The sequence below is a fragment of the Rhizobium sp. Root149 genome, assembly GCF_001427345.1.
Lineage (GTDB): Bacteria > Pseudomonadota > Alphaproteobacteria > Rhizobiales > Rhizobiaceae > Neorhizobium > Neorhizobium rhizoryzae.
In genome coordinates this window covers 112684-124701 of sequence record NZ_LMGD01000004.1, presented here as the reverse complement: position 1 = coordinate 124701, position 12018 = coordinate 112684, and the positions used below count along the sequence as shown (strand labels likewise).

Below are 12018 nucleotides of genomic sequence, written 5' to 3'. Positions count from 1 at the left end.
CGCATCGTGATGGCACTCGGCTAAGAAGTCTGATTTCGGCGGTTGCCTTCGAACTCATGGACGAGGCATTCGCGCGCGGCGGCTTTAACTCGACTGCTCTCTTTTTCGTGGCGGGCGCTGCCATATACAGAAACTAAAAGAGAATTGGCTAAATTTAGGCGGCCGCAAATGAAGCGCGGTGTTCGTTCGATTGCGTGGATGCTCGCTGCAATGACGACTCCAGGTGAGCTGTGCTGCCGGTGCTACACTTGCCAATGAAGCAGGAAAGCTGCGTGAGCTGGTGTCGCAGTTCCAGCTCGGCACGGCAGCAGGCTACACGACCGCTACCAACAGAGCAGCACCCGCCAGACCTGCTACCAACCAGGCACCTGTGGTTTCTGCTCCACGCTCCATGGTCGGTAAGATTGCAAAAGCCTTCAGCGGACGTGGCGGAGCGGCGACTGCTGCTGTTGCAGACGACTGGCAGAAGTTCTAGCATCTCCGCCAGCACAACGAGATCAACAAGACGCCGCCTCCGGGCGGCCTTCTTGTGCTAAGGGACAAGAAAAAGGCTGCGCGCGGCGGGCTTTGCCGTATGGCCAAGAGGAGGGAGTAAGGAGGATCATCCGGCGTCCGATACAATGCTGAGCGGGGCGTCGTGGCGAGGAATGTTCTCCCAACTTCCCCGCCCTCAGTCGAATATGAATTGACCGTGTTGGGCATGGAACTCGTCCCCGCTATCGCCGCGATTGTTTCGTAGGCGAGAAGCTGAAAAGAGCTCCAGAAGGTCGGGCTTTTCTTGGCGTGAAGCTGAAGAGTAGGCCATCGCCATCCGCGAGTGTCGCCAACGGCGCGGGCGACGGCCTTTCAGCTCTTGAACGGTATCGAACCCTCGACGCGTAGTTTCGAGCCGGAACCTATAGAAACTTCAGCGCCCTGACTCTCAACGTGTCGATGCCCAAGATCCCAAATTGATCGAGCTCGCTCCCCATTTGCCGGAAATCAGGCTAATTCGTCGAAAACTCACAAGACACGCCTGATCAATCAAGTGCGACCAGTGTTTCTGCTCCTGCTGTATAGGAGCTTGCCTTGTGGACCCCAATCAACATTGCGGAGCCTTCATCAGCCAACGCCGATAGAACCGACCAAACGACAGGATGCAGTGCTTCATCCAGCGCAGAGAATGGCTCGTCGAGCAAGATTAGTGCAGGCTTGCGAAGGGCAGCGAGCGCTATGTTCAGGCGCTGTTTCTCGCCGCCAGACCATGAAGACACCGGCAGGTTCCAGAGTCGTTGTGGCAAGGCCAATCGATCCAACAGCTCGGTGATATCGGCCGAACTTGTTTCTGCGTAAGCAGCTTCATTTGCGAGGTCTGCCGCCAATTTTCCGGGGATCGCCGGCAAAAATTGGGTACAGTAACCAATGGCCACGCTTCGAATTGAAACGAGTTCCGCGACCGATATGTCGAAGAGATCTCGCTGCCCGTCACCGACACACAAGAAGGCACTTCCTCGGCTCGCTCTTTTTGTCCCATACAGCACATCGAGCACCGTTGATTTGCCCGACCCTGAACCGCCGACGATCAATCCTATTTCACCGGCCCTCAATCTAAAGCTCACCGGACCGACGGCTCGTGCTTCGTAGTCCTTTTCCAGGTTCTCGACACGCAAGATGTCCATAGCCGTCCTCAAATCATTGCCGCGACGAGGTCGCGGGCCGCAGGATGACAAGGATCAGCGATGAGCCGGTCTGGTGGAGCCTCCTCGACGATCCTGCCTTCGTCGAGCACGATCACGCGGTGGGCGATCAGCCGGGCAATCCGGAGATCATGTGTCACAAGCAACATGGCGACGCCCGTTTGGCGCTGAAGCCCCGAAAGCAATGAAAGAAGACGGACCTGCACCGAGGTATCCAAACCAGTCGTCGGCTCGTCCAGACAGAGAACCTTCGGTCCGTGGACCAGCGCTCGCGCAATCTGCAAGCGCTGCTGCATGCCACCGGAAAACAAACTCGGCAGGTCGCCCATCCTTGCGACATCGAGATCGAGTGCAGCGAACCAGTGCTGCGCTGACGCCATCGCTCGGCCAAAATTGCGCTCGCCATTCTCGAACAGAGGCTGAACGATGTTCGCGGCGGCACTTTGTGCCATATCGAGGGTGTCACGAGCATTCTGAGCGACTATCCCGACGTTCCGACGTCGCTGTGAAACCAAAGCCTGCTCGGGAAGCTCATAGATCGAGATCGGGCCATCGGCGGATTGGTGTAGCACCCTCCCCTCGTGCGGACGCAAAAGCCCGCCCGCCATGCGCAGCAGCGTCGACTTTCCCGCTCCGGATTTCCCGACGAGACAAAGCACCTCTCCAGGATAGAGGACGAACGACGTGTCCGGCGCAATCCGCCTATCATATGAAACGCGACCAAGCGTCAGGACGGGAGAAGGTAGCCTAAGCACCGGCAACCTCCTTTGATCTTTGTTCGCAACATTCGGTATCGGAGCATACCCATTCGCTTGTCCCATCATCCTTCTGGAGAAGGTGGTCGAGATGACTGGTTGCGCATCCGCAAATGACACACTGCCGTCCGTCATCAGGATAGCCGGGGTCAAAAGGTATATCGTCGAATGCAAGGCTTTCGACATGGGTGTAGGGTGGCAATGCATAGAGCCGACGCTCTCGCGCCGCGCCGAATATCTGAATTGCCGGCGAACGGTGGAGACTAGCGTTATCTCGCTTCGGTATCGGTGACGGAGACATCAAATATCGCCCTTCGACCATAACCGGGTAGTCATACCCTGGCTGGACTGCACCACGACTACCGGTTCTTTCCTCGAACAGCCGAGCGTACACACGGCCGTAATCCGCGTGTGCGTGCATGCGAGAGGCCTCCTTGGCCGAGTTGACGAAGGCGCGCAAAGGGTCTGGTCTCGGCACCTGATAAACGACGATCTGCCCCTCCTGGAGCTTTGCCTCGGGGACACGCTGGCGGACCTGTATGAGTGTTGCCTCAGGCGTGCGGGTCGTGGTGGTTACGAAAGCCGTCCTCGTGAAGAAGGACCGAATGTTGACCGCATTCACCGTGTCGTCTGAGCCATGGTCGGTAACCTTCAGCAAGTCCTCCTCATTGATCAGGCTTGCCGTGACCACCATGCCCCCTACCCCCCAACCATAGGCTATCGGCATTTCCGGTGCGACGAACGGCACCTGATAGCCCGGGATGGCCAGGGCCTTCAGGATTGTTCGTCTCACAGATCTTTTGCTGTCCTCATCGAGGTAGCCGAACGTTTCATTCATGCGTAGACCTCGCACGCCGGATCAGCTCCAGATCGGATTGAAAGTCGGAATAGTGAGGCAATTTAAGGTGCGATACGTAGCCGGCTGCTTCCACGCCGTCGCTATGGGAAAGCACCAGCTCAGGATCAAGCCCTGCTTTCAGTGCCTGATCCACGGTGGCCATAGCGACAGCTTTCCTCTCGTTCGTCCCGAACGCAACACCGAAGCCTGGCGAGAGATGGGATTGCTTGCCGTCCAGAGCCGGCGCCACCATACGGCAGATAGTGATGTCTATATTACCGATCGAAACGGTAAGCCCCAGATCCTCCAGCTCGACCAGGATCTCAACCTGACCTGCCGACAGCTCTTCCACATAGGGATGGGACGCGCCGGCAGTGCGCAGCCGCGTATATGCAATACCAGTCAGAAACCCCTCTTCTCCACGAACCAAATGGCCGAGCGTCTCAGATGGTCCGTAAGGCGGGCGGATCGGGACCCGCGTGATGTCAACTGGTTCATGATCCCGGTTCCCGCTCGGCTCGCAGTCTGGGGGAACAAGCAAATCGTGATAGGAAGATGTATGCGGTCTTAGCACGGCGGGTTCTTGGTCGAAACCGCGTTCAACCAGCAGCTCCTCGTCAACCACCGAGCTACCAGCGCAGGGGCGCGCCCCCATCAAGGAAAAATCGAGAAGCCGGTGGGTGTAGTCGTAGGTCGCTCCAAGGATCTGGCCGCCGGCGAGCTCTTTCGTGGTCGCGGAGATATGCCGATCGAGGCAAATATCCGTGAATTCTATCGGCTCGCAATGGCCCATGCGCCGAAGCGTGGCGCGGTGAGCCCGCAATAGGAAGGTCGCCTCCGACAGATCGCCTTGCGCCTGCTTCAGAGCGAGAGCCGCGAGGTCTCGATCGTAAAGGGCGCCTTCCGTCATCACCCGGTCCACTGCACCCCGCATCTGCTCCCTTATCTGGGCGACGGTCAATTCCGGCACATCGGGATCGCCACGCCGGGCACGCGCCAAGGCTTCGAGGCTCCTGGTAATGGCAACTTCTCCCCCCTTAACCGGCACATACATCGGCGATCTCCAATCTGACGCTTCGGGGGAGACATGCGCACAGTTCACCCGCCGTAAAGATCACATCGATTCCGAGCGGGTAGAGCGCGTTATTCTGCGCCCATGCGGCAGGAAACATTTTCGGCAATCCAATCGGCGCCAGGCTAGCGCCGTTTGGCCCTACTCCCGGGCCGGCAAGCCGCCATGGCTCACCACCGGTGAGTGAAACGACTTCTATGAGCATGGTCGTGGAAAGGTGCGGGTCGACAAGCGTTCCGACGGGAAAGCCATCGAACCCGTTAAAGCGTTCTCCGCTACAGAGTGCGAAAACACAGTTTACCCGACTCGCACTCGGCAACTGTGCCTTGGTCGCATTCGCCTTGATTTCGGCGAAGCCTTCATCAATCCAGACCGGCGTCGTCTCATCCGCGAGCGTTTCGAGGACAACGGAATGAGCGAGCTGTCCTGCGCGCAAAGTCATCATCTTACCAGGATAGGCGAATGCCTGAAGGAGGTTTCGATAGGCCTTTCGGTCTTCGTAAGCGTTCTGGGGTCCACGCTGATCGATCGCAATTTTCACGGCGTTTTACCCCCTCGCGCGGCGGTGAAAAAATGTGCCGCTGTCGCTTGAGCCGTATTTGCCCGGCGCTGCCGGCTCACCGAGATGGCGGACTCGGCCGGCTGCAGCAATTTCGGCCTGAGTTCGCCATACATCTGAGGATCCTGGAGCAGCGCATCGAAAACCGCCACAAGCTCAGCCCTTTCAAGATCGCTGCCCAGGACCACGCCATAACCACGCCGACCGGCCAGCTCTACAACGCAGCGCGATACGGTCGCTTCGCCGAGATGAAATGCGGTTTTCGTCACGGGTGTTTTCGCACGCAGCTGGATCAGACCAATCTCTGGCCCCACAAGCCGACGTACATCAGCGCACTGCGGACAGTCTTCAAAAGATGCCCGCAGCAGATCAATGGGCGCGCGGGCGAGCACGCCCATCCAATGGCGACGCTCGCTCTGGACGCAATCGGGATCAGGCGCGGCTGACTTTGGCGTCATAAACATCTTCCGGAGCGAGCGGAACGAGGCGATCGCCCATTTCGCGCTTCAGTGCGGCAAGGCGCACTTCATCGTCGGCGGTGCGATTTTCCTTGCGAGCAAGCTCAAGGAATTCGGGCCGCACATGACCTGGGCGGATCGTAACCTCGACTACCGTACCGCGGTATGTAAAACGGAAATAATACCGTCCCTTCGGGCTTTCCTCGATGCCGTCCCAACCCAGCGAACGGTCGACCACGTACCGACCGTCGGTCAGCCCTCTGGTAACAAATTCGAAGGCATCACGTCCACCAGGACCCGGAAACGCCGTATCGATACGGATTTCACGCCGTTCGACGGGACGTCCTTCATCCAGTAGCGGAAACGCCCGCTGCATGACCTTGAGGCCGTGCGCAACGCCACCGGGAAAACCGGGACCATGGTATTTGAGGAGTTCGGCAAAGCTCACGGTGAAGGCTTCGCCATTCTCAAGATAGGTAATCGTGTCCAATGTAGGCTCCTGTTCTTGGTTTAGGATGAAGAGACGGTTGCCCCAAAGATCGGGGAAACGATATCAGGTCGGCCAACAGCGCCGGTATTCCGCACGAAAGGCACCCCGTAGAGGCGGGCGAGCTCGCCATCCGTCATCATGTCGGCCGCGGGGCCATAGAGAACCTCGTCTCCGGCATGCATCATCAAAGCCCGATCGGCGAGGATCAAACCATGCTGTGGATGATGGGTGGTGAAAACGATCGTGTGGCTGCGAGCCTGCCTCAGCCGCATCAGGACACCGAGCAGCAGGTTTTGATTGGCAAGATCAAGGGAAGCTGCGGGTTCATCGAGCACGAGAACTTTGGCCTCTGTCGCCAATGCCCGCGCAAGCAGGACGATCTGCCGCTCGCCGCCGGAAAGGTGACCGAAAGAGCGTTCTGCAAATTGAGAGGCGCCTACTGTGGCCAACGCGGACAAGGCAGCGATCTCGTCAGCCTTTCCCGGCAGCCCGAAGAGCCCCAGGCGCCCGGCTCGCCCCATCATCACGATGTCAAGGCAACGATGCTGATCTCCGCCACCTTGTGACTGCGGTACATAACCGACAACGGCAGGCATCGTTCGGGTGCCTTCACTCAGCTCCAGGGATCCTAGCAAGGTGCGCAGAAGCGTGGTTTTACCGCGGCCATTACAGCCCAGGATCGCCAACACCTCACCATGCGGCAGATCAAAGCTGACATTGCGAAAAATCCAGCGCTGACCCCGCCTCATTCCTGCATTTGAGAGTGCGATCATTGGGTCGCCCCAATCCGCGCCTGCCTTGTGCAGAGGAGGTAGATGAAGACCGGTGCACCAATGACAGCCGTAAGAATGCCAAGCGGCAGCTCGGCGCTGATAATTGCTCGTGCAAGCGTGTCGATCACCACCATAAAACTCGCCCCGAGCAACGCGGCCGTGCCATGAAAGCGGCGATGTCCTTCTCCGACAAGGAGGCGCGCCGCGTGCGGAATGACGAGCCCTACCCAGCCGACGACACCGGATACGGCCACGCAACCGCCAATGATCACCGAGATGACCGAGAAGACGAGCCAACGCGAAAAGCCGACATTCACACCGAATGAACGCGCTTCTTCGTCACCCATCGACAGGACCGCAATCCGAAAGCGCAAACGATAAAGAATGATGATGGCAAGCAGGATCACCGGGCCATGTTCGCCGACCTTCCTCCAGCTTGCCGATGAGAAACTGCCCATCAGCCAAAAGACGATCGCAGGAAGCGAAGTTTCCGGATCAGCCACGTATTGCGTCAGCGAGATCATCGCTGAAAACAACGCATCAATGACGATACCTGCCAGCACGATCGAAAGGATCGTGCGCCCTGCTACACGTGAGATGACCGCAACCAGCACAAGCGCGAAAAGAGCCGAGCTGAAGGTAGCGGCAAACAACACGGTAGCGCCACCGCCGACCAGCAGCGTCAGCGCCCCACCGAGCGCCGCCCCCGATGAAACACCTAGCACACGCGGCGACACGAGTGGATTGCGGAACAGAGCCTGAAGTGCTGCACCGCATAGAGCAAGTCCTGCACCAACGATCGCCGCCAGCAAGATGCGTGGCACACGAACGTTGATGAGAATGCGCTCCTCCATAGTTTCTGGCGCAAGCGCGCCAGAAAGCCAACGAGCCGCGATGTTCAGGACATCAGCAAGCGGTATGCTGAACCGGCCAACTGATGCCGAGACAACGATCGCCACTACAAGAAGCAAGAGCAATGCCGACCAATGTATGACCGCGCGTGCGGTCGACTGATCCGGATGATCGGTTCCGGCAGGGGCCAGTGTCATTTGCGAGCGAACTGTTGATAGTTCGAAGCGCTGGCGTTGAGATCGAGCTTCAAGACAGCGTCGATTTCGTCTTCCGTAGGAGAATAGTTGTAGAGCCGTTCAAATCCCTTTTTCACCTCGGCGCGCAGATCGAAATGGAAGAGGTTCGGATGAGCAAGGTTTGCAAGCCACATCCAGGTAAACGGGCTTTCGTGGCTGGCGCTATCCCATACATATCCACCATTCGGTGTCTTGTAGACACGCCCGGTCTTGGCGGCAGTAGTCTGCGACAAAACTTCGTTCTCGAATATCGTTTCGCGTCCGGCGTCAGTTTCCGCAGCTGTCAGCATGATAAGGTCGGGGTTCCACGCCGCAATTTGCTCTGCGTTGACTTCTGCCTGGACACCCAGGCCCTTGCCAACATTGTCGCCGCCAACGAGCGTGATGAAGAAGTTCTGGTAGCTCTTTTCCCCCGTCGCAGTAAATTTGCCTTTGGAGGAGCGCAGGTGAAGGATTTTCGGCTTGCGTTCCGCCGGGTGTGCCGCAAGCGTAGATTTGACGTCTGCAATGACTTCGTCACGCCACGCAAACAGATCCCTCGCCTTTTCCGGTTTGCCAAGAATATTTGCCACGAGGCTGATGTTTTCGCGGGCGAGCTCTTCCGTACCGCCATTGCCGCCTCCGACCATCAGCGCGACCGGAATACCGGCGTTACGCAGTGGCGCCACGAGTTCGTCTCCTCGACCGCCCCATTGGATGACGAGATCGGGCCTGAGCGCCGCGATTGCTTCGACATTCGGCATCCAGCCATTGCCGCCCTCCGCCACGATACCGCTTTCAATGGACGCGGCCTCTGGAAACATCTTCTTGAGTAGGCCGGTTTCGAATGCTTTGCGTGAACCGGGGTTCATGCCGACGAGATGTTCCGACGTCCCATCAACCGCGATCACCGTTGCAGCACCCGGCTGTGGCAAGGTGACGATGCGCGTCGCAGGCTTCGGAAGAGTGACTTCAGCGCCAGTCACATCCTTGAACGTGATGGGGTCCGCAAGCAAAGGCGCCGGCGCCAAAGCTAGGATAATTGCTGCGGAGGAGAGAAGAAACTTCGAAAACACCAGGCACCTCATAATATGAGTATTGCATTCACGTTTTTCGTATATATGGAGAAGCGTCTTATCAAGTCGAACAAATCGGACAATGCGGGAAGAAATTTCGAACAGACTTGCCTCCCTTTCCATCCGTGATCTGATGTTGGTTTTGGCCGTCCATCGGTGCGGAGGTTTTCGCGCGGCGGCCGAGGAGATGGGTATCAGCGCCTCGGGGCTGTCGCATCAGGTTCGCAAAGCCGAAACAGTGTTGGGCACAACTGTATTCGAGCGCGGCGCCCGCAAGGTCACTCCGACTGACGCCGGTGGCGACATCCTTAGGCGTATCGGCATGCTGCTCCAGCAAGTTGCAGCGCTGGGCCATGAGACCAGCCGAAGGGCGGGGGCATTCGGCGGGCGCCTCCGCGTCGGGATGATCTCTACTGTCGGCCCATTCCTCATTCCTCAAACGGTTGGGTTCGTTCACAAACACTATCCGCGTCTTGAACTCGCTTTCATGGAGGGGAAGCACGAAGGCCTCAGCAGGCGACTTAGAGAAGGGGAGCTCGATCTCGTGATCACGGCGTGCCCTGTACTCGATGAGGCGTTCCATCAGGTCGAGCTCCTCAACGAGCCGTTTCACCTCCTCACAAGCGTGGAAAATCCGGTCATCCAACGTGATCAGATCGAACCAGCTGATCTCGCCAAACTCGATCTATTGCCCTTGAGCGAAGACGACTTTCCCATGAGCATGGAGGATTCCACTCTAAGGTTTGCCGACCGCTCGAATGGACCGATCTTGCGCTCTTACGGGCTTAGCATCGAAACGCGAGTACACCTCGTCAGGGAGCAGGGATACTCGTGCTTAATTCCGTCCATCGCGTGTGGGCAATCCATCAGCGGTACGCAATTTGCGTGGGCAGAAATCAAGGGAGAGCCCGTTCGTAGACAAATCTTCGCTCTTTGGCGGCGTAGTTCACCATATCCGGTAGATCTTGAGAAGTTCGCCAAGGAGCTTGCCATCCTTCTAAAGGAAGGCCAGCGATCCGTAAGGTCTTGAACCAATTCGAGCCCATGTGAAGCCATCCAGACACGCAATATCGACCGTAAACAACTCTATTATAGGCACGTTTGTTCATCGAGCGAGCAAAGCCTCCTCGCCGGCGCCCATTTGGCGAACGTCTTGACTTAGGGCCGGGCGGGTCTGTGATGATGTCCTTGCCGCCGATCGACTTGTTGACGGTCGGCCCCCCCCGGTCAGCTCCCGGGTCACCATTTCCAGCGCGTCGCGTCCTCCGGGTCCGGAAAGGCGGTCACAATCGTCACCTCGCGCCGTTCCAGCGGCGTGTCGGACAGCAGCCGAAACGCCGCCCGCATGGCCTTCAGCGCATGCGTCACACCGCCGGGAGAACCGCCGCCGTGATAGGCGTTGGTGGCGTCGAAGGTGAAGCTGATCGGGTGGCCGTTGTCGAGCACTGTAATGGCATTAGACATCTGCGAGGGCTTTCAGGTTGGGAACGAAACGGTCGAGGAAGCCGGTCGTGGCCGGCATGAAATGCGAACCGTGGTGGAACATCGGGTCGAGCGATGAGATGACCGTGGTGCCCCTGGTCGAGACCGTGTCCTCGTAGAGGATTGCCCGGCCTTCGCCATCGCGGACCAGAACCGCTGCTCCATCCGGCGGAAGGAACCAGCCATGCAGGTGCCAGGTTGCCTGCTTGTCGCCGATACCAGCCATCAACGGATGGCTGGCCGCAGCCTCCGTCACCCGCACCCCGAGATCGGCTGTGGGGTCGAGCCACCACCACCAGTTCGTTGGCGTGCCGGTGAAATCAACATGCGGCAGCCAGAGGTCGGAACAGCTCTCGCCGAGCGCCACCACCGTGCCGCCGGCATCGAGGTGACGGGCGAGCACCGCCTTCTGCGCGATCATGCGCTGCGCCGGTGTGCGGCAAGGGACCCAGAGAATGTCGTCGGGGCGCAGGATGTCGCCGAGCTGTTCCGGCGAGCAGATGACGTCGAATATCCCGGTGTAGCGCGGCCCCTCAAGGCAGCGGATATGATAGTAGGTGCCGGAGGATGGCGCGACGATTCGCCGCCGTCCGGTCTGGGTCGACATGCGCATGCCGCCGTAGGCTTCGGGCTCGGCAAGCAATTGGTGGGCCGCCGACGATGACGACGCGGTCGGCCAAGGGTCGAGGCAGGCGCCGCCAAGGGTCCAGTCAATCATGCGCCGCGTCAGCTCGCTCGAGAGGTTCCATTCGAGTCCGACCGAGCCGAGATCATTGCCTGAATGGGAAAAGATCCGCCCGCCGTGGGGACGTGCCCAGACCCAGTCGACCGGCACTTTGGCCGGCCCCAGGCCGTTGATCGCGACGGCCCCATCCGGCAGCGGATTGCAACCCCGGCCGTAAAAGCCCGCCACGCCTCTGTTGGTCTCGAGCTTTGAAAGATCGATGCCCGAAAACAGCGGATGGGCGTTGACTGGGGAAAGGTCGAAATCGGCGCGCTTTGGGGCGTTGATCGGCCGGTACTGGTTCATGCCATCGACCAGCGGCCGCACCATGTGGCCGTTGAAGAACCAGCGACCGCCGGCGTCGAGGAAGGCCGCCAGCGCCTCGCGCATCAGGACCATGGCGTTCTGGTCGAGCTGGTTGCCGGTGATCAGGCCCCTGTGGGCGAGAAGCATCTCCGCAGTTAGGTCCGGCTGCTCCACGATCGTCAGCAAACCTGCGGCCTCCGCCGCCTTTACGGCTTCCGAGGGGGCCTCAAAGGCCGATTTCAGATAGATCGTGCCCATGCGGCCTCTATTTCGGCGAAGGCCGGCAGGATCGCCCGGTGCGTCTCGCCCGTCGGTCCGGTCACGTCCCAATCAGCGCATCGCCACGAGGCGATCCGCTCGACCAGTTTCGCCGGCGTTACTGCGCGATTTTCATGGTCGGTGATCGTAATCGGCTCCGCAATCATGGCGTTGGGTTGAACCGCAACCAACGCGACGGTGATCGCCAGCTTCTTCCCTGTGAAAAACATCGAAAACCCCTCAATATCCAGTTACGCATCAAAAACCCTAAATATGAGTTTTTCGTCAAGATATTGCGCCGCCCGTGAGCCGCCGAGGGCCGGCTGTTACGCAGGGATGCTTCACGTCGCAATAGTCGCGTTGTTGCTGTGTCCGGAGAGGATGCACCAGAAGGACTGCCCGGAAGAAGATGCTTCGCTTATGTGGCTGGGCTCTCGCATTGAAGGGATACGAACCGCGGACCCGTCGTTTGGTTAATACATTC

The 12018-nt window shown here is 58.9% G+C and carries 16 protein-coding genes; 3 read left to right on the top strand and 13 right to left on the bottom strand.

Translation table 11 applies throughout. The annotated features are described in order from the left end of the window. Positions 1-223: 223 nt before the first annotated feature. Both ASD54_RS05340 and ASD54_RS26910 read left to right on the top strand, forming a co-directional pair. Positions 224-475, top strand: a complete 252-nt coding sequence (locus ASD54_RS05340) for a hypothetical protein (protein WP_062553584.1) — start codon at positions 224-226, stop codon at positions 473-475. Between the two features lie 162 nt (positions 476-637). Then, positions 638-739 (top strand): winged helix-turn-helix transcriptional regulator, encoded by a 102-nt coding sequence (locus tag ASD54_RS26910; RefSeq protein WP_200958446.1) that lies wholly within the window; start codon positions 638-640, stop codon positions 737-739. A gap of 280 nt (positions 740-1019) precedes the next feature. Here the strand turns inward: ASD54_RS26910 and ASD54_RS05335 are convergent, their stop codons facing one another. The 10 genes from ASD54_RS05335 to ASD54_RS05290 are packed head-to-tail and all read right to left on the bottom strand — an operon-like array spanning position 1020 to position 8764. Continuing rightward, entirely contained in the window at positions 1020-1658 is a 639-nt protein-coding gene (locus ASD54_RS05335; protein WP_062553583.1) for an ATP-binding cassette domain-containing protein, read from the bottom strand. Between the two features lie 8 nt (positions 1659-1666). Continuing rightward, a complete protein-coding gene (locus tag ASD54_RS05330; protein ID WP_162249552.1) occupies positions 1667-2431 on the bottom strand; it encodes an ATP-binding cassette domain-containing protein in 765 nt (254 codons plus the stop codon). Then, positions 2424-3269, bottom strand: coding sequence for an alpha-D-ribose 1-methylphosphonate 5-phosphate C-P-lyase PhnJ (locus ASD54_RS05325; protein WP_062553581.1), 846 nt, complete (start codon positions 3267-3269; stop codon positions 2424-2426). The genes ASD54_RS05330 and ASD54_RS05325 overlap by 8 nt, the downstream gene beginning before the upstream one ends. Further along, positions 3262-4323 (bottom strand): carbon-phosphorus lyase complex subunit PhnI, encoded by a 1062-nt coding sequence (locus ASD54_RS05320; RefSeq protein WP_062553580.1) that lies wholly within the window; start codon positions 4321-4323, stop codon positions 3262-3264. The genes ASD54_RS05325 and ASD54_RS05320 overlap by 8 nt, the downstream gene beginning before the upstream one ends. Continuing rightward, positions 4307-4882 (bottom strand): phosphonate C-P lyase system protein PhnH, encoded by a 576-nt coding sequence (phnH, locus tag ASD54_RS05315; RefSeq protein ID WP_062553579.1) that lies wholly within the window; start codon positions 4880-4882, stop codon positions 4307-4309. The genes ASD54_RS05320 and phnH overlap by 17 nt, the downstream gene beginning before the upstream one ends. Continuing rightward, positions 4879-5358, bottom strand: coding sequence for a phosphonate C-P lyase system protein PhnG (phnG, locus tag ASD54_RS05310; protein WP_062553578.1), 480 nt, complete (start codon positions 5356-5358; stop codon positions 4879-4881). The genes phnH and phnG overlap by 4 nt, the downstream gene beginning before the upstream one ends. Continuing rightward, positions 5333-5848: a hypothetical protein gene (locus ASD54_RS05305; protein ID WP_062553577.1), complete on the bottom strand. Its 516-nt coding sequence runs from the start codon at positions 5846-5848 to the stop codon at positions 5333-5335. The genes phnG and ASD54_RS05305 overlap by 26 nt, the downstream gene beginning before the upstream one ends. 20 nt (positions 5849-5868) lie before the next feature. Beyond that, positions 5869-6621, bottom strand: a complete 753-nt coding sequence (locus ASD54_RS05300) for an ABC transporter ATP-binding protein (protein ID WP_062553576.1) — start codon at positions 6619-6621, stop codon at positions 5869-5871. After that, complete coding sequence (locus ASD54_RS05295; RefSeq protein ID WP_062553575.1) at positions 6618-7670, bottom strand: iron ABC transporter permease; 1053 nt, start codon at positions 7668-7670, stop codon at positions 6618-6620. The genes ASD54_RS05300 and ASD54_RS05295 overlap by 4 nt, the downstream gene beginning before the upstream one ends. Beyond that, positions 7667-8764, bottom strand: coding sequence for an ABC transporter substrate-binding protein (locus ASD54_RS05290; protein ID WP_200958445.1), 1098 nt, complete (start codon positions 8762-8764; stop codon positions 7667-7669). The genes ASD54_RS05295 and ASD54_RS05290 overlap by 4 nt, the downstream gene beginning before the upstream one ends. An 82-nt stretch (positions 8765-8846) precedes the next feature. Here ASD54_RS05290 and ASD54_RS05285 point away from each other — a divergent pair, with 82 nt between their 5' ends. Next, complete coding sequence (locus ASD54_RS05285) at positions 8847-9794, top strand: LysR family transcriptional regulator (RefSeq protein WP_062553573.1); 948 nt, start codon at positions 8847-8849, stop codon at positions 9792-9794. 209 nt (positions 9795-10003) lie between these two features. On the opposite strand, the gene ASD54_RS05280 is transcribed toward ASD54_RS05285, so the two are convergent. The 3 genes from ASD54_RS05280 to ASD54_RS05270 are packed head-to-tail and all read right to left on the bottom strand — an operon-like array spanning position 10004 to position 11764. Next, complete coding sequence (locus ASD54_RS05280) at positions 10004-10228, bottom strand: hypothetical protein (RefSeq protein ID WP_062553572.1); 225 nt, start codon at positions 10226-10228, stop codon at positions 10004-10006. After that, positions 10221-11534, bottom strand: coding sequence for a hypothetical protein (locus tag ASD54_RS27195; protein WP_082547091.1), 1314 nt, complete (start codon positions 11532-11534; stop codon positions 10221-10223). The genes ASD54_RS05280 and ASD54_RS27195 overlap by 8 nt, the downstream gene beginning before the upstream one ends. Then, positions 11516-11764 carry a hypothetical protein gene (locus ASD54_RS05270; protein ID WP_062553571.1) on the bottom strand — a complete coding sequence of 83 codons (249 nt, stop codon included), beginning with the start codon at positions 11762-11764 and terminating at the stop codon, positions 11516-11518. Before ASD54_RS05270 ends, ASD54_RS27195 begins: the two co-directional genes overlap by 19 nt. Positions 11765-12018 lie beyond the last annotated feature (254 nt).

What these genes read in the sequence shown, in the direction of transcription:
- ASD54_RS05335 (WP_062553583.1), bottom strand. Translation starts at nt 1,658, where the DNA reads ATGGACATCTTGCGTGTCGAGAACCTGGAAAAGGACTACGAAGCACGA.
- ASD54_RS05325 (WP_062553581.1), bottom strand. Translation starts at nt 3,269, where the DNA reads ATGAATGAAACGTTCGGCTACCTCGATGAGGACAGCAAAAGATCTGTG.
- ASD54_RS05320 (WP_062553580.1), bottom strand. Translation starts at nt 4,323, where the DNA reads ATGTATGTGCCGGTTAAGGGGGGAGAAGTTGCCATTACCAGGAGCCTC.
- phnG (WP_062553578.1), bottom strand. Translation starts at nt 5,358, where the DNA reads ATGACGCCAAAGTCAGCCGCGCCTGATCCCGATTGCGTCCAGAGCGAG.
- ASD54_RS05300 (WP_062553576.1), bottom strand. Translation starts at nt 6,621, where the DNA reads ATGATCGCACTCTCAAATGCAGGAATGAGGCGGGGTCAGCGCTGGATT.
- ASD54_RS05295 (WP_062553575.1), bottom strand. Translation starts at nt 7,670, where the DNA reads ATGACACTGGCCCCTGCCGGAACCGATCATCCGGATCAGTCGACCGCA.
- ASD54_RS05285 (WP_062553573.1), top strand. Translation starts at nt 8,847, where the DNA reads ATGCGGGAAGAAATTTCGAACAGACTTGCCTCCCTTTCCATCCGTGAT.
- ASD54_RS05280 (WP_062553572.1), bottom strand. Translation starts at nt 10,228, where the DNA reads ATGTCTAATGCCATTACAGTGCTCGACAACGGCCACCCGATCAGCTTC.
- ASD54_RS27195 (WP_082547091.1), bottom strand. Translation starts at nt 11,534, where the DNA reads ATGGGCACGATCTATCTGAAATCGGCCTTTGAGGCCCCCTCGGAAGCC.
- ASD54_RS05270 (WP_062553571.1), bottom strand. Translation starts at nt 11,764, where the DNA reads ATGTTTTTCACAGGGAAGAAGCTGGCGATCACCGTCGCGTTGGTTGCG.